11 protein-coding genes and 2 pseudogenes are annotated in these 16,534 nt (G+C 67.6%); 1 reads left to right on the forward strand and 12 read right to left on the reverse strand.

The annotated features are described in order from the left end of the window. Positions 1–144 precede the first annotated feature (144 nt). From A5625_RS01905 to A5625_RS01960, 12 genes and pseudogenes are all read right to left on the reverse strand, one after another. Positions 145–700, reverse strand: a pseudogene (locus A5625_RS01905) (arabinosyltransferase); the annotation flags it as partial. Next, positions 697–4,032, reverse strand: a complete 3,336-nt coding sequence (locus A5625_RS01910) for an arabinosyltransferase domain-containing protein (protein ID WP_066988692.1) — start codon at positions 4,030–4,032, stop codon at positions 697–699. The gene A5625_RS01910 and the pseudogene A5625_RS01905, both read right to left, overlap by 4 nt. A gap of 66 nt (positions 4,033–4,098) precedes the next feature. After that, a complete protein-coding gene (locus A5625_RS01915; RefSeq protein ID WP_066988693.1) occupies positions 4,099–4,722 on the reverse strand; it encodes a maleylpyruvate isomerase family mycothiol-dependent enzyme in 624 nt (207 codons plus the stop codon). A 103-nt stretch (positions 4,723–4,825) separates the two neighbouring features. Next, complete coding sequence (locus tag A5625_RS01920) at positions 4,826–8,107, reverse strand: arabinosyltransferase domain-containing protein (RefSeq protein WP_082984219.1); 3,282 nt, start codon at positions 8,105–8,107, stop codon at positions 4,826–4,828. A 6-nt stretch (positions 8,108–8,113) separates the two neighbouring features. Next, positions 8,114–10,036 carry a galactan 5-O-arabinofuranosyltransferase gene (locus tag A5625_RS01925; protein WP_066988694.1) on the reverse strand — a complete coding sequence of 641 codons (1,923 nt, stop codon included), beginning with the start codon at positions 10,034–10,036 and terminating at the stop codon, positions 8,114–8,116. Positions 10,037–10,038: 2 nt separating this feature from the next. Beyond that, positions 10,039–10,803, reverse strand: a complete 765-nt coding sequence (locus A5625_RS01930) for a decaprenylphospho-beta-D-erythro-pentofuranosid-2-ulose 2-reductase (RefSeq protein ID WP_066988695.1) — start codon at positions 10,801–10,803, stop codon at positions 10,039–10,041. Then, positions 10,804–12,195 (reverse strand): FAD-binding oxidoreductase, encoded by a 1,392-nt coding sequence (locus A5625_RS01935; protein WP_066988696.1) that lies wholly within the window; start codon positions 12,193–12,195, stop codon positions 10,804–10,806. Positions 12,196–12,227: 32 nt separating this feature from the next. Continuing rightward, positions 12,228–12,662 carry a GtrA family protein gene (locus tag A5625_RS01940; protein ID WP_066988697.1) on the reverse strand — a complete coding sequence of 145 codons (435 nt, stop codon included), beginning with the start codon at positions 12,660–12,662 and terminating at the stop codon, positions 12,228–12,230. Between the two features lie 43 nt (positions 12,663–12,705). Beyond that, a complete protein-coding gene (locus tag A5625_RS01945; protein WP_066988698.1) occupies positions 12,706–13,188 on the reverse strand; it encodes a GreA/GreB family elongation factor in 483 nt (160 codons plus the stop codon). Between the two features lie 74 nt (positions 13,189–13,262). Next, entirely contained in the window at positions 13,263–14,687 is a 1,425-nt protein-coding gene (locus A5625_RS01950) for an HNH endonuclease signature motif containing protein (RefSeq protein WP_066988699.1), read from the reverse strand. A gap of 66 nt (positions 14,688–14,753) precedes the next feature. Then, positions 14,754–15,584, reverse strand: a complete 831-nt coding sequence (locus A5625_RS01955; RefSeq protein WP_066988700.1) for an ABC transporter permease — start codon at positions 15,582–15,584, stop codon at positions 14,754–14,756. Continuing rightward, a pseudogene (locus A5625_RS01960) lies at positions 15,581–16,294 on the reverse strand (galactofuranosyl transferase); the annotation flags it as partial. The pseudogene A5625_RS01960 and the gene A5625_RS01955, both read right to left, overlap by 4 nt. On the opposite strand from A5625_RS01960, the gene A5625_RS27940 reads away from it, so the two are divergent. Beyond that, positions 16,207–16,534 (forward strand): glycosyltransferase (locus tag A5625_RS27940; protein WP_156747845.1); only part of this gene is annotated, 328 nt, incomplete at its 3' end. The pseudogene A5625_RS01960 and the gene A5625_RS27940 overlap by 88 nt on opposite strands.

Raw genomic sequence — 16,534 nt, forward strand, 5'->3', positions numbered from 1 at the left:
GGCTTAACGATCCGGCGGGCAAACCGCTCGGCGGCGGCTTCCCCGACCCGAACCTGCGGCCACAGATCGTCGGGGTGTTCACCGACCTGAGCGGGCCGGTCCCAGCGGATCTGAGGCTGTCCGCGACCATCGACACCCGGTTCTCCACCACCCCGACGATCTGTGGCCGCAGGTTCGGGTCGGGGAAGCCGCCGCCGAGCGGTTTGCCCGCCGGATCGTTAAGCCCGACGAAGGAAGCGAAGGCGCCCGCTTTGGTCGAGGTGATCTCGATGCGCTGACATTGTGGCGAGTCCACCTGATCCCGTGCCGCGCTGGCGATTACCACGTTGCGGTCGGTGACGTCGACGCGCTTGCCGTTGACGACCACGAACAATGCGTTGAGCGCGGCGTCCTTGCCCTTCTTAGGCGCCGTGCTGAGTATGACCCCACCCTCCGGCGGCAGGGCGCGCGCCACCGAGCACGGCACGGTTACCTTCACATCGACCGGCGTCAGCGAAATCAGCGGTGCGGTAACGCTGTTCAGCTGGCCGTTCTGCGGCCAGTTCAGCATCGCGGTGGTCTGCACGACGGGCAGCAGCGGCGTCGCGATCGACAGGACGAAACCGATCAGCCCAGCGATGGTCGCGACCCAGCGCGTCACGCGCACGTCTTGGCGGGGCGCCGTTTTGCCCTCGCGGTTGTCGACCGTCGTGACGCTCATGGGAGTGCCCGAATCGGTCCCTGGCGGCTCCAGCCGTGCACTGTCATCACACCCTGTTCGATTGCGGCGTCCGGCGCTTGATCAGCCGGCACCAACCGGAAGTACTGCTCCACGGATCCCCAGTCGCGATGCCAGTCGCCCCGCAGGTACGTCGCGATCGTCGAGGTGCGCAGCATCGCCTGGGTGAACAGGAACGGACCCCCGTCCTCGCTGGCCTGCCACCCGTTCGACGACGCCGCCGTTTGTTTGTGATCGGGCAGGATGCGGTACTGCGGAAGTTCGGCAACGCCGAGGTGTTCGGAGAACGGCCGCTGGCACGGGAAGTTCGCGGCGGTCGCGATGTCCATCAGCACCGGTGTGTGCGATCCCATCGTCTGCTGCAGGGTCTGCAGCACCGGCACCCGTGGCGGCGTGAACGCGAACCACTGTTCCGAACTCAGGTTCGGGTCGTAGGCGACGATGCGGGCCACGTTCGCCTCCGGCGGCGCCCAAGTCAGCGGGAACCGCAGGTTGCGCCACGCCGGCTCCGGCCCGATGTCGATCGGATACACCTCTGCCAGCGGCTGGGTGGTGCTGTCGGGACGGGCCAAATCGCGGTGGCCCCACTGCAGTTTCAGTTGCTGCCCGTAGGTGAAGGTGCCGTCTTCTTTGTACGACCAGATGGCGCCGGCCGCTGTCACCGCGACGATCGGCCGGTCCGGGCTACGCGGGGGCAGCTGGTACCACGCCGAGGTCGCGGTGGCGGCCAGCGAATTCTCGCCGTAGCTGCCCATCACCGGGGTGCGGGCCGGGTCCAGTCCGAACGGCAGCGCGGCATGCGACCCGTTCACCCCGACCGGGCCTTTCCCGCCGGCCGTCCCCGCGGAGTCGCTCATGGTGGCATTGGGTTTGTTGGGTGACCCGGTGGAGTTCACCACGCCCGGTTTGGTGACCACTGGGTACGACCTCAGGTCATCGCCAACGCCGTCGGGCTTGAACCCGACCGGGTTGCTGCCGCCGAGCGGGCCGTCCGGGCCAAAGGTCTGCCCGGGAGCCGGCTGCAGCATGCCTGCATTGGGGTCGGGCTCGGTAAGCACGTCCTCAGCCATTGCGCAGCTGGCCGGCGAAAGCCCCGAACTGATTGCGGCGACGTCAGCCTTGGCCGTGGTGTAGAGCGGATAACGGAACACCGCGCCCTTGGCCAGCGACGCGACTTCGCCGACGACCATGATGGTCGCGACCACCAGCAGCGGGGTCGACGCCAGCACCCGGTTGCGCCGGTTGTCCTTGACCTCGGTGTGCCCGGTGTAGTCCATCCGGAAGTGCTGCCAGGCGGCCAGCAGGCCGGTGATGATCGACAACGTCAAGAACATCGAGGTCACCGGATGGCTGGCGATGACCGGCTGGATGTCGTACCACGGCACCCCGTAGTTGCCGACGTAGAACCAGCCGTTGACGCCGGAGGTCGCCACCGCGAGCACGAACAGCAGCGCCGTCACGTACAGAGTCAGGTTGCGGCGGTTGTGCAGGCCGATCCGGGCCAGGGCGAACGCGGTGACCGCACCCAGCGCCCCGGTAAGTCCGGCGAACGCACCGAACTGGATTGCCCATTTGGTCGGCGTGAACGTCAACAGCAGCAGGCCGACCGCCGCGGTGCCGATCAACCGCCAGGCCGGGCCGCTGGCCACGCCCGGAATCCGGCCCCGGCGCAGCAGGGTGACGAGCATGCCGAACATACACAGCAGCAACACCAACACGGCGAATCGGCGCGCCATCGATCCGTCGGGGTTGGATTCCACCGTGAGGAAGTAGTAGCGCAGCCAATCCTGGTACCAGGCGATGGTCGGGCCGACCTTGTACTTGATGCGCGCCGATTCCAGCGTGGTGGCCAACGTCTGGCTGCGGAACACCACCACCAGCACCAGCGACGCCGAGGCCGCCAGCACCGCCAGCGGCGGCAACAGCCCGTCTGTTGCCCGGCGGCGCCGGATGGTCTGGGCGACGGCCCGTGCCCCTGTCAGCAGCGCGGCGACGGCCATCAGGCCCTGCGGCGCCAGGGCCACGGAAAGTAGCGCCACGATGATGGCCACCGCGGCCGGGGCCAGCCGGCGCAGCGCGATGGCACGCTCCATCAGCATCCAGGTGACCAGCACACCCAGGGCGATCAGCGGTTCGGGCCGCAGTCCGTTGTTGAACGGCAGCCACGCCGCCACGAACACCGCCCCCGCGGTGAAGACCGCCACCCGGTTGGCGGCCAGGCCGCCGCGACCGGGGCCCAGCCGGCGCAACACCCAGTGGCTGATGATCAGCCAGCACGCGATCGCGGCCAGCGTGGCGGGCAGCCGCATCCATATCCCGGCGGTGCTGACCGAGGCCAGCTTGGCCAGCACGCCGTGGTACCAGTCGAAGGGGGCGTCCGTGGTGCCGAAGTAGCGGTAGTAGTCGGCGATGTAGCCGGCGCCGGGAGCGTTGCGGGCGATGGTCAGGTTGTAGCCGTCGTCGGACGAAGTGGCGCCGATGACGTGCCACAACAACAGCGTTGCGATCACTGCGGCGTCGGCGATCCACGTCGCGATTCCGACCCGCCGCCAGTTGCCCAAGTGCGTGCCGGGGCGGTACCTGGACAGCCAAGCGATCGGCGAGCGCCAGTTGAGCAGTGTGCTGCCGCCTCGGCTTCGGCGGTCCAGCACAGCGAGCGCGAGGATGGCCGCCAGCACGGCCAGGGCACCCAGCGCCATCACGATTTCCTTGATGACGGTGGGCGAGGTGATGAAACGGGTGTCGATGTCGATGCGGGCCGACAGTCCGGGGCCGGCGGGCACCTTCAAGTCGGTGAAAATCCCGCCGACCTGTGGTTTCTTCTCGGCCGGCAGCACGCCGGAGGCGCCGGGTATGCCGACGAATTCGGCACCGGTCGCACCGGAGTTGGCCCAGGCGTGCAGCACACTGCAGGCGCCGGCGGCGACCGCCGACCGTTGTGCCACCGCGGCTACCGTGTCGCGGAACGCGACGACGACCACGTCGTTGTTGGCCCGCACGAACAGCCCGTTCTTCCCGACGTCGATGCCGCCGGGCGGCAAGGTCGAGACCACCAGGCCGCCGCCGGCGGGCAGGGTGGCGATGGCCGGGCAGGGAATGGAGATGTCCAGCGCGCGGGGCGCCCCCGACACCAGCGGCGCGGTGATCTGGCTGACGTGCCCGGCGGTGCTGCCCTGGGGCCACAGGATGGTGGCCGTGGTCTGTTTCACCGGAAGCAACGGGACGGACAGGCACAGCAGCAGACCCGCGATCCCCGCGATGGCAGCCACCGACCGGGCTATCCGCTGCGCTCGCTCATTACCGTCGTGGGGCACGAGGCTCGATCGTAAGCGACGCGGCTTAGTCCGATGAGGACGCGGGGCCGGGCAGCATGCCCAGCGCTATCCGCGGACCCGGCCCGCCAGCGTGGTAAGCCCCGGGCCGTCGAGGTCGGCCAGGGCGGCCGGACGCCCGGTCATCGCCAGCAGCAGCGCCTCGCCGGGACCGCTCACCTCGGGCCCCTCGCCGTGTGTCCAGTCGACGTCGGTGGCGCGCAGTCGCAAACCCCTGATCCGACGTCCCGCACCGAGCCGTGGATTGCCGGGCACCAGGGGCAGGATCCGCGCGAGTCGATCGGCGGGCACCTCGCGGGGCCGCTTAAGGGAACGGCGGATGTCCTGGTGATGGATGGTGCCGTCGACCAGTGCGATCATTCCGCCGAAGCCTGCCGTCAGCCCGCGTGGCTGCAGATGGCTGCGCAGGAAGTCCAGTAGCTGCTGTGGGGTCAGGGCGGCGAAGTCGTCGACGCCCACTTGGTTGGCGCGCACCACCCAGCCCCTGGCGAACCGCTTCAATAGCCCCAGCGGGCCGAGCTCCTCGTAGCTGACCACATGCGCGACAACGTCTTTGACGTTCCACCGGGTGCAGAGCGTGGGAGCTTCCCATTCTTGCGGTGTCAGGGTGGCCAGAAATTCCGCAAGGTCGGTCCGCTCGGCGCGGGCCATGGCCATCAGGTCGGACGTCATCGCGGGTCACCGTCGCTCAGCAGCTCCACATAAGCAGCCACGACGGTGAATTTAGACCTATCGATATCCGGCCTCAAGGTTGCGAAGCAGGTTCGTTGTGCCCCTAGGTTTTCCGCAGCGGCGCCGGATTCCACAGCCCGCTGCGAGTCGCGCGCCCTAATTGCAGATCAGCAGGCACGGCGTCGGGGTAGTAGGGCGTCAACCGCTGCAGCGAACCCCAATCGCGAGACCAATCGTCCTTGAGGTAGGTGGCCACGGTGGTCGCCTTCACCAACAGCTCGGTGACTCCCAGCGGGCCACCGCCGTTGTTGTCCATCACCGGCGAGTTGGCCTCGGCGCCGAACCGGTCCGGCAGGATGCGCCATCGCGGAGTCTCGTCGACGCCGTTCTGATGACCGAACGGTCGCTGACACGGGAAGGCCAGCCCGACGAGCCAGTCCAGGAATACCGGGTCGGCCGATCCCACCACGTCTTGCAGCGTGCGTAACTGCGGGATCCTCGGCGGCGTCAGCGCGATCCAGTGCTGCGGAGCCAGGTCTTCGTCGTCGGCGACCAGCCGAATCTGGGTGGCGCCGTTGGGAATCGACTCCATCGGCAACCGGAGGTTACGCCAGGCCGGCGACGCCCCCACGTCGGCGAATTGGAACGAGCCGCCGGGATGTCCGCTGGCCGCTTGGTCGTCGGTGGCCCACTGCACCTGCACCTCGCGGGGGTCGAAGCGCCCGGAGGCGCTCACCACCAGCAGCGGCCCCGCGGTATCGCGGGCGGGCAGCCGATACCAGCTGGACCGCAGGTGCGCGGGAACCTGGATGCCCGAGCGCCAGCTACCGAGCACCGGTGTGCGCGCGGGGTCGAGGTTGAAGGGCAGCTGGGCCGACGAATTGTTGATCCCCGGTGCCGGGGTGGTGCCGCCCTCGGTGCCGGCCTGGTTGCTTCCGGTCGTCTTCTCCTCGTCGTTGACAAAGCTACGGTCACCAGGACGCTCCATCACCGGGTCGGCGCGGACGTCGGCGGGAATTCCGTTGGGCGTGAACGCTTCCGACAAGCCCGCCCCCAGGGCGTCAGCCACCGAGGTGTTCACCGGGGTCAGCATTCCGGCGTTGGGGTCCTGCTCCACCAGCACGTCATCGGCCAGTCCGCACGACTTCCCGGCCACCGCCTGCAGGTTGGACCGACCGACCGACCACGCCGGGTACTGCGCCGTCATCGCCAGGGTCAGCGATGCCACCTCGAACACCACCAGCACCCACGTCGCAATCGCCAAGGGGGACTGGACAATTCCGGCGGCCCGGATACCCAGCCGGGTCTTGGGCGGTCCGTTGTCCGGGTCGACGAAGTGGAACCACGCCGCCAGCAGCAGCACCACCACGGTCAACCCGAGCAGTGCGGTCGCAAAGGCGTAGTGCCAGGCCGGGAACTCATTCGACCACGGCACACCGAAATTCGACACGTACCACCAGCCGTTGACGCTGGCGAACGACAACGCCACCAAGAACAGCACCACGGCGGCGTACATGGTGCGATTGCGCCGGGACCGCATTGCCACCGATGTCACCGCGACCGCGGCCAGCGCACCCAGCGGCCCGGCCAGTCCGGCGAACACCCCGAAGTGGTGGGTCCATTTGGTGGGCGTGAACATCATCGCGACGAAGGAGATGATGGTGATCCCGACGATGCGGCGGCTCGGCCCGGTGGCCGTGCCCGGGATCCGGCCCTTGCGCAACGACATCGCGACCGTGACGGCGAGCGCGAGAACCAGCGCCAGCACCGCGAAGCGGCGGGCAACCGATCCGTCCGGGCTGGCCATGAACAGCCGCTCATAGCGGATGTGTTCGTCGAACCAGCTCAGGCTGGGCCCGACGGCACGCTTGAGCATCGTGGCATGGATCTCACCGGCCAGCGTCTGGTCGCGGAAGATCAGGATGGCCGTGACGGTGACCGCGGCCAGCAGCGGCGCGATCAGCGGTAGCGCGCCGAAACGGGTGGAGCGGCGGTGCAGGATGGTCCGCAGCGGCCCGATCGCGACCAGCAGCGCACCGATCGAGGCGATTCCGGTCGGTCCGGAGAACAGCGTCAGCGCACCGATGATGCAGGCGATCGCCACCGGCAGCAGCCGGCTGGTGGCCACCGCGCGTTCCACCGAGCACCAGGTCAGCAGGATGCCCAGCGCGATAATCGGCTCGGGACGCAGGCCGTTGTCCAGCGGCAGCCAGACGGCCAGGAACATGCCCGCCGCGGTCCAGGCCGCGGCCCGGTTCTGTTTGACGGCATGACCCAGCCGGGGCATCACCTCACGGCTGATCACCCACCAGCACGTCAGCGCCATCACCAGGGTGGGCAACCGCATCCAGACACTGGTGGTGCTGACATGGGCCCATAGCGCCAGCAGGTCGTAGTACCAGCCGAACGGCGCCTCCGGGGTGCCGAACCAGCGGTAGAAGTTGGCCATGTAGCCGGCGTGCTCGGACACCCGGGCCATGGTCAGGATGTAGCCGTCGTCGGAGGTGTTGGCGCCGACGAAATGCCACCACACCAACACCGCGATGACCAGGGCGTCCAGGCCGCCGATCGACCACCAGCGGGCGGGCAGAAAGCGGCGGTGCCGGGTTCCGTCGGCGGTGTCGAGGATGTGCAGCGCGATCAGCGAGGCGGCGGTCAGCACCAGCCCGAGGATCATCGCGGCCATCTTCAGCGGGGTGGGGCTGCTGCTGTAGCGGGTGTCGATGGTCGCCGAGAAGCTCAGGCCCGCCGGAGCCGGTCCACTCAGATCGGTGAAGACGCCGACGATCTGCGGCCGGAAGTCATAGCCGCTTTTCTCACCGCGCAGCGGCGCGCCGGGATGCTCGGAGTTGGGGCCCTGGGTCAGCCCGACGAACTCGGCGGTGACCCGATCGGCGTGCGCGGTGAAGGTCAACCGCTGACAGGCCGGACTGAGCACCTGGTTCAACGGCGCGGTCACCACCGGGACATTGCGCACCACCAGCACCAGGTCGTTGTTGGCCCGCACGATCAGCAATCCCCGGTCGACGGCCTTCGGTGCCTGCTTGGGCACGGTCGACAGCAACACCGTCTTGCCGGCGTTGCCCGGGCCGGCCAGACCGGCGGCCGCCTGGCACGGGACGGTGATCGTCAAGTCGGTGGCGACGTAGCCGATCAGCGGTGCGTCGACGCTGCCGAACGTGCCGTGCTGCGGCCAGTTCAGACGGGCGGTGGTCTGGTCGACCGGAAGCAGCGGCGTGGCGATCGCCAGCAGCACGCCGAGCAGTCCTGCGACAGAGGCAACGAGCCGGGCGATCCGGTGATTCGTGTCCCTGTCTTGCACGGAGCTAGATGCTAGTTCTTTGGCGGTATGGGGCCCCGTTTGAGGCGTGGTGTCAGTGCTCATCAGCGGTTACATTCCCGGCTTGCGGATGGCCAGCACAAATGGGCCGACGCTTTGGACGGCGAAACGCGGGCTGTCGAATAAGGCTCCGCGCAGATCGACGGTATAGCGCCGCACGTTGGGCTGGTTAGGGTAGACGTCCTCGGCCAGCCGCAGCGTGTAGTTGCCGTTGGCGCCGCGGCGCATCAGGAACACCGTCGGCGGCGGCCAGGGGCAAGTATCCAGGGCATGGATCAGCTCGTCGGCGGTCTTGAGGTTGGACCACTTGTTGATCTGCGCGGCCCGCAGATCGAACTGTGCGAGCGGGTTGGCGTAGTGCGAGGTGAGCCCCTGGAATCCCCAGTAGGGATAGAAGGACAAGAAGCTGTAGTCGGCGGTCATCACCACGGTCTGATCGCGGGGCTTGCCGGTCACCTGGGTGATGGCGTGATCGATGGTGGGGTAGAACTTTTCCGCACTGGGTGGCCGCCGGTCGCCGCGCTGCCCGTGACCGTCGGTGTCGGTGTAGGCGATGGTGAGGTCGGGTCGCAGCACGTCAGGGATGTCCTGGCTGAACGCGATGGTGGCGGCCAGGCCGATGGCGCCGGCCACCGGGAGGACCGCGCGGCCCCAGTTTCGTTCGCGGCCCGCGGCGGCGAGCGCCTGCGTGAGTTCGAGGAAGCCGAACGCCCCGGCGGCGACCAGCAACACGCTCAGGGTGGGCTGAAGGCGGAACGACAACAACGTGGTGCGCGCCAGCGTGGTGAGCATCGACAGCAGCGACCACAGATAGACGGCCAGCACGCCGATGGCCAGGGCGCCCGCGCGCACCGAGTGGCGGGCCCGGACCACCAGCCACAGGGTGCCGATCAGGCAGACGACGCCGAGCAGCGTGAACTGCAGCATCGGGAAGGTCAACTCGGCGCCGTCGGCCGGCAGGTAGTGCTGGGCGCTGCCGGTGTTGCTGATCGGGCTGTGCATCGCTCGCAGCAGGAATGGCAGCCAGGTCGTGCACGCGATCACCACGGCGATGCCGGCGATGACGGCCAGGCGGCGCAGTGGGTCGAGGGCCGCTCTGAGGTCGCCCTCCTTCCGGTTCCGATGCCAGCGCACGGCGGCCAGCCACAGCGCCATCAGCCCGACCGTGAATGCGCTGAACCCGAACAACAGCGTGTACCAGGTCGCCGCCCAGCCCAGGAACAATCCGGCGGCGACCACCGCGCCCCAGCCCGCGCCGGCCGGCGCGTTCGGTCGGTCGCCGGCCCGCAGACCCGACCAGGTCAGCACCAGCATCGGCGGCAACAACACGGTGATCATCGCGGAATAGGGCTCGGGCGAGCCGTAGGCCAGCGTCACCGCGGCGGTCGCGGTGGTGACGATCAGCGCGTATTCGAACCGGACCATCCGCCACCACAGCACCAGCGCGACCGCGACGGCGATGGTGATGGACGTGATGGCCCACGGCTTGAAGATCTCCCAGGCCGGCGCCCCGCTGAGCGCGGCGGCGCGCCCGCCGATCCAGAACCAGCCCGGTGGGTAGTAAGGCGGCAGCCCGATGTAGGTCATGTCGCGCAGGGCGGGGCTGTCGGCGAGCCGGGTCAGGTATTCGGTGCGGAACTGCTGGTCGACGGAGATCCCGAACAGATACAGCTTGGTCGCGCCCAGCGGCATGCCCAGCGTCACGACGGTGAAGGCGGACACGAAGACCACGCCCGCCAATTGGGTGAACAGCCGGCTGCGCGGACGGGTGCAACGTCGCCACACCCAGCCGACGGCGACCAGACCGGCCAGGCAGGCGACCTGGCCGACGGTGGTGAGTGCGTGCAGTTGATTGGAGGACGGAAAAGCCGGCCATTGCACCCCGGAGATGGCGACCAGCGATATCACCGCGACGGCAACCGCGACCAGCGCCGCCCATCCCATCTGGCCGAGAGTGGCCAGCGCGTTACGCATCCTCAGATGGGAAGCTTGCGGAAGATGGGACGCGGGACGTGTCGCAACACCATCATCACGTAACGGAATGCTGCTGGTGCCCAAACCAATTCCTTACCTTTGGCGGCCGCAGTCACCGCGAGGTTGGCGACGTACTCCTTATCGACGGTCAGCGGGGCTTCCTTGACGTGCGCGCTCATCCGGGTACGTACCTGGCCGGGCCGGATCACCAGGACGCGAACCCCGTACTCGCGCAGAGCTTCTCCTAAGCCCAGGTAGAAGCCGTCCAATCCTGCTTTGGTGGAGCCGTAGACGAAGTTGGAGCGTCGCACCCGTTCGCCGGCGGCCGAGCTCATCGCGATGATCTGGCCGAAGCCCTGGGTGCGCATCTTCTCGCCCAGCAGCACCCCCACTGAAACCGCTGCGGTGTAGTTGATTTCGGCGGCCAGCACCGCCTTGTGCTGGTTCTGCCACAGTTCCTCGGCATCACCGAGGATCCCGAAGGCGACGATGGCCACGTCGACGTCACCGTCGGCGAAAGCCGCCTCGATCGTCTTCGGATGGGTCTCGGGTTCGGTGGCCTCGAAATCGATCAGCTCGACCGAGCGCGCACCCGCGGCCTGCATCTGAGCCACCGCGGCATCCCGGCCCGGGTCATTCGGCATGGCGGCCAACACAATCCGCGCGTGCGCGTTCTGCAGATAGCGTTCGCAGATGGCCAAGCCGATCTCGGAGGTGCCGCCGAGCAGCAAGATGGTCTGCGGGTTACCTACGGCGTCGAGCACCATTTAGAGCAGCTCCAAACGTCGGGCCATGTCGGAGGCGAATACCCGCAAGGGGTCGGCCTTGCGGCGCACCGCGATCCATTCGTCGATGCGCGGATACATGGCGTGGAAGGTTTCGGCACTCACGCGGGAATCCTTGGCGGTGTAGACCCGCCCGCCGAATTCCAGCACGCGCCTGTCGAGTTCGTTGAGGAACTCGTTGATCCCCGGCTTGTTGGGAAAGTCCATCGCGACGTTCCAGCCGGCCATCGGGAAACTCAGCGGCGCGCGGTTGCCCGGGCCGAAAAGCTTGAACACATTCAGCGCCGAGTAATGGCCGCTGGTCTGGATCCAGCGGATGATGGCCTTGAATTCGTCCATCGCATCCGGCGGCACCAGGAACTGGTGCTGAGCGAAACCCCTTGGGCCGTAAGCATTGTTCCAGCCGCTGACCAGATCGAGCATGTGGTAGAACTGGGACAGGTTCTGGATCTTGCCGCTGTAGGTTCCGCCCAGCCGGTAGTACACCTCGCCGATCGCCATGAACGACAGCTTGTTCATCGCGCTGACCGGAAAGACGTCGGGAACCGTCAACAGCTGTGGCGCATCGAATTTCAGCGGATGCTTGGCCAGCTTCTTCGGCAGCTGGTCCAGCTTCGCCAGGCTGCCCCGGCTGACCGCGGCCCGGCCGAGCTTGGGCGGCGGGCTGATCAGGTCGAACCAGGCGCTGGAGTAGGTGTAGTTGGCCTCGCTGCCGTCGAGGTGAATGGCGACCGTTTCGTCGAGGTCCTTGGTGGCGACACCGTCGGCGATGAAGTACGCCGTCTCGGTAGGCGTCATGGCGATGGTGGCGCGCAGCACGATCCCGGTCAGCCCGTTGCCGCCGACCGTCGCCCAGAACAGCTCGGCATCGTCGCCGTCGGGAGTGATGGTGCGGACGGTGCCGTCGGCCATCAGCAGATCCATCGACCGGACGTGGTTACCGAAGCTGCCCGCGCTGTGATGGTTCTTCCCGTGGATGTCGCAGGCGATTGCGCCGCCGACGGTCACCTGGCGGGTTCCCGGCAGCACCGGTACCCACAGGCCGAACGGCAGTGCCGCCTTCATCAACTGGTCCAGGCTGACGCCGGCGTCGACGTCGACCAGTTGGCTGTCGGCGCTGATCGAGTGAATGCGGTTGAGGGCGGTCATGTCGATCACCAGGCCGCCGCCGTTTTGGGCGTTGTCGCCGTAGGACCGGCCCAACCCACGGGCGATCACCCCCCGGCTTTTGGGACTGCCGGACTCGGCGACCCGAGCCACCGCCTTGGCGATCACCTCGGGATCGCGGGTGGAGAGCACCTGAGCCACCGACGGCGCGGTGCGCCCGAAGCCCATCAGCCGGGCGGGCGTGGTCAGGGGATCGGTGCTCGACATCGTCAAAGAGGGTACCGCTTGTCGGGGGCGGGTCAGCGGATGCGGAAGATTACGGCCCGCTGGACCACGAAGTTGATCACGGTCGCGGTGCCCTGCGCGATGACGAACGCGACCAGGGGAGCCCACCCCCGGTAGTGCAGAAGCGCCAGGCACAGATGGTTGAGGCCGACCTGGACGGCGAACGTGATGGCGTAGAGGACCATGACCGCGACAAACCGGGCGGTGCTGGGGGTCGCCTGGAAGGTCCAGCGGCGGTTGATCAAATAGGCGGTAATGGTGCCGACGATGAAGCTGGTGGCCTTGGACAGGTCTACCTGTACGCCGACGACCTTCCACAGCAGCAGGTAGAGGCCGAAGTCGACGATCCCGGCCAGGCCACCGGTGACGACGAAACGGGTGACCTGTGTCGTCAGGTTCAGGTGCGGGCGCGCGCTCTCAGACGCGGATTCGGGCAGCGGGGCGACCATCGAGGGGGAGTCTAATGGGGCCGCCGGGCGCTTCCGGGAAGCGTTAGCGGGGCAGCTTCACCGCGATCAACTCGACCTGGTTCTCGCCCTGCGGCGTCGCGTAGGTCACCGTGTCGCCGGGTTTGCGCCCGGCCAGCGCCTGGGCCAGGGGACTACGGGCGGTCAACGTCTCGGCTTCCCGGCCGACGGGCGTCTCCTCGACGATGGAGATGACGTGCATCGTGACGACTTCACCATCGGCGAACCGCAGGGTCACCTCGGTGCCACCGGGCAGCATCTCCGGCGCGTCGGTGTCCGGTGACGGCCCGGTGCGCAGCCGCCGGTCCAGCTCGTTGATCCGGTCGGTGAGGACGACCAGTTCGTCAGCGCGCTGGATCGCCTCAGCCGCGTCACCGTGATCACCCACCATCCCGCGGTCGTTCTTGACTTCGGCCTCGAGACGATCACGCCGTTGCCGTAGCCGGTCGAGCTCCGCTTCGAGGTTGTTCCGCGCGGCGTCCGCTGCTGATTGGACTTTCTTGCTCACGTCCGTGCACCTTTCGCCGGGGTTGCTGAGATGGCGTTTCAGTGTGACACCAGGACACGGCACCTCGCCAGCGTTTAGAAAGGTGGCGGATCATTGTTGTGCGGCGCCGACCGCCCGGCGTGGCGTGCGGCCTCGGCAGCGATGCGCGCTTCGTTGATGCCGCGCTCTCGGCGCACCCGGGCGGCGTGATCCTCGGCCCGGGTCCGTCGCCGGACCGGCATCATGACTGCGCGATCTCCGGCGGCTGGTGGCTGTTCGGCGGGTAGCGCAAGTACTCCGGTAGGGATGGACAGGGCCGGAAAGTACATGCTGCCAAGGGCTTTGGTGACATAGCTCCGTCCGGAAGGTGACGTCCACTCCACAGTGCCGTCCGGCAACTGTTTGTCGCGCCATTCTGTCCAGAATGTTTTCAACAGATGGTGGTGCCGGCAGAGCAGCTTGAGGTTGGACGGATGCGTCGGACCGAGCGGAAAAGGCACCGTGTGGTCGACGTCGCAGACGTCGGCCGGAGCATCGCAGCCGGGGAATCGGCATGTCAGATCCCGAAAGCGAATGAATGCAGCCAGCGCCGTCGAAGGTCGATAGCCGGCTTCCGCACGGTCGGGCGGTAGCGACACGGGTTTACTTTTGGCGACACCGGCCAGGTCGCGCAGCAGCGCCGCCGGCAGCGGTCCGAACCCCGCCAGGTATCCGGGAGCCTGCGATTCGCCGTTGATCGCGGACTGTTCGGCCAGTACGTGAACCACCATGTTGGTGTTCGACGGTCGTTGTGCCGCTGGGCAATCCGGCACACCGCACAGGCAGCGCAGCAGGTCCGAGCCGGCGGCCAGCGCTCCCAAAGCATCGGCGCGGCGCTGGGCCCTGGTGCGGGGGTCATCGCGGCACACCGTCGCGGCCACAGCATCGAGTTTGCGATCCAACGCCGCCCCGTCGGTGGCCTGCAGTTGCGCCCAGACCGCTGCCAGTCCCGGACTGGTGGCGTCGATCTCGACATAACGATCCTGGGTGCGCTGGCCCGGCACGCGCAGCCCGCCGGGGTCGATCCGGGCCACCCACATATCGATGCGCTCGATGAGTTTCGGGCCCGAGAGCCGCATCCATCCGCGCGCGTGCCGAGCAACCGCGGCGTCAAGCCGAGCGATCAACCCGGCATCTTCGATCAGCTCGCTGCGAAACACCAGCGCCGCCATCACCCGGAAGTCGATGTCGCCGCGTGCGAAGACCTCAGCCACCCGCGGCAAGCGCTCGCGCAGCGCGATCGCGTACCGCAACCGCCCCGCGGCCCGCCCGCGACTGATCCGCAACCCCGCGGCCACCTCGGCGACCACATTCTCGTGTCCGTCGACGGCCCAGTTGAAACGGTCGACATCATCGGCCGGCGCTCGTCGCGCATATAACTCGCCGATGGCCGCCAGCTCCCGCGCGCATTGCGCATTCTGCGCCCGCGCGGCAGCCGACATGGCATCGACCACATCGGCATCGGGAAGTGTATCGAACATACGTTCGACTGTAGACGACGCCACCGACCGCGTCTCCGCCAACCCCCGGGCTGTGGATAACCCGGGCTACACCCAGTAGGGCACCCGGGCGCGATACTGACGCATCGCCAATGCGGCCAGGATCCAGCCCACGGCCGTCAGCACCAGCACCACCGCCCAGTGCCGCAGTCCCTGATGCGCCCCCAGCAGCGGAGCGCGAACGATATCGAGATAGTGCAGCAGCGGGTTGAGCTCGACGATGCTCGACCAGCGTCCGGCGCCCTGCTGCCGCAGAGTGTCGTCATTCCAGATGATCGGCGTCATGAAGAACAGCAGCTGCACGATCGAGAACAGCAGCGGCCCGATGTCGCGGTACCGGGTCGCCAAGATCCCGAAGCACAATGACACCCAGATGCAGTTGAGCACGATCAGCGCCAGGGCCGGAATGACGGAAAGATCCGCCCACGACCACGGCTTGGGATAGATCATCGCGATGACGACGTAGATGACGATGTTGTGCGCGAACAAGATCATCTGTCGCCACACCAGCCGGTAGACATGCACGCTCAGCGGCGTCGGCAACTGCTTGATCAGTCCCTCATTGGCGACGAAGACGTCGGCGCCCTCGAGGATGGCGGCGTTGATCAGGTTCCAAATGATCAGCCCCAGCGTCACATACGGCAGATGCACCGACAGCTCGAGATGAAACAGCTTGGAGTACAGGCCGCCCATCGCGACCGCCGTGGTTCCGGTCGCGATGGTGATCCAGAACGGTCCCAGCACCGAGCGGCGGTAGCGCTGCTTGATGTCCTGCCAGCCCAGGTGCAGCCAGAGCTCGTGACGGCGGAAACCGTCGACCAGATCGCTTCGGGCGCGGGTGAATGTCCGCGACTGCGCCGCGGCGTCCAGGAACGTCATCGGGACCCTCCCGCATCGTGCTTGCTGAATTGTTCCCGACGTCCCAAGCGCCGCAACCGGATCCATTCCAACAGACCGCGGGGGTCGCGACGGGTCACCAGGAAGAACCAGCCGAACCGGACCCACTCCTGTACCAGCAGCTTGCGCAGGCCCGGCTGCGACAACAGATAGCCACGGTTGCGGTAGGTGTAGAACCGCTTGGTGGCGTTGTCGGGGTACTGGGTGTGCATGCGGCCGCCCAGAATCGGCCGGAACTCATCGGATCCGCACGGATGCAGGTAGATCGCGTCCAGGCAGGTTCCGAATGGCAGGCCGGAGCGCACCAGCCGGCGGTGCAATTCCACTTCGTCGCCGCGGATGAACAGCCGCAGGTCCGGCACACCGACCGCGTCCAGCGTGGACGCCCGAAACAGCGCGCCGTTGAACAGCGACGCAATGCCGGGCAGCAGATCCTGTGCCGCCCCGGTGCGCAAATCGCTTGCGCGCCTTCGCCATACCAGGCCACGCCGCAACGGGAACGCCAGGCGTTCCGGGTCGTCGGAGTTGCAGACCATCGGCGATACTTCGGCCAGGTCGTGCTTTTCGGCGCAGGCTAGCAGGGTGGCCAGTACGCGCGAGTCCTGTGGGCGACCGTCGTCGTCGGCCAGCCACACCCAGTCGGCGCCCCGACGAGCTGGCCAAGTCACTCGATGCGCTGAGCACCCAGAGCCGACAGCCCGATCACCTGATCGTGGTGGATAACGACGGTCCAGGCTCCGGCCGGGTGCGCGACCTGGTGGCCGGTCAACCGATTCCGACCACTTACCTCCCATCACACCGAAACCTCGGCGGCGCAGGCGGTTTCGCGCTAGGCATGCTGCACGCGCTGGCCCAGGGCGCCGACTGGGTGTGGCTGGCCGACGACGACGGTCGCCCACAGGACTCGCGCGTACTGGCCACCCTGCTAGCTT

The sequence above is a fragment of the Mycobacterium sp. 1465703.0 genome, assembly GCF_001672975.1.
Classification (GTDB): domain Bacteria; phylum Actinomycetota; class Actinomycetes; order Mycobacteriales; family Mycobacteriaceae; genus Mycobacterium.

What these genes read in the sequence shown, in the direction of transcription:
- A5625_RS01915 (WP_066988693.1), bottom strand. Translation starts at nt 4,722, where the DNA reads ATGACGTCCGACCTGATGGCCATGGCCCGCGCCGAGCGGACCGACCTT.
- A5625_RS01920 (WP_082984219.1), bottom strand. Translation starts at nt 8,107, where the DNA reads ATGAGCACTGACACCACGCCTCAAACGGGGCCCCATACCGCCAAAGAA.
- A5625_RS01925 (WP_066988694.1), bottom strand. Translation starts at nt 10,036, where the DNA reads ATGCGTAACGCGCTGGCCACTCTCGGCCAGATGGGATGGGCGGCGCTG.
- A5625_RS01930 (WP_066988695.1), bottom strand. Translation starts at nt 10,803, where the DNA reads ATGGTGCTCGACGCCGTAGGTAACCCGCAGACCATCTTGCTGCTCGGC.
- A5625_RS01935 (WP_066988696.1), bottom strand. Translation starts at nt 12,195, where the DNA reads ATGTCGAGCACCGATCCCCTGACCACGCCCGCCCGGCTGATGGGCTTC.
- A5625_RS01940 (WP_066988697.1), bottom strand. Translation starts at nt 12,662, where the DNA reads ATGGTCGCCCCGCTGCCCGAATCCGCGTCTGAGAGCGCGCGCCCGCAC.
- A5625_RS01950 (WP_066988699.1), bottom strand. Translation starts at nt 14,687, where the DNA reads ATGTTCGATACACTTCCCGATGCCGATGTGGTCGATGCCATGTCGGCT.
- A5625_RS01955 (WP_066988700.1), bottom strand. Translation starts at nt 15,584, where the DNA reads ATGACGTTCCTGGACGCCGCGGCGCAGTCGCGGACATTCACCCGCGCC.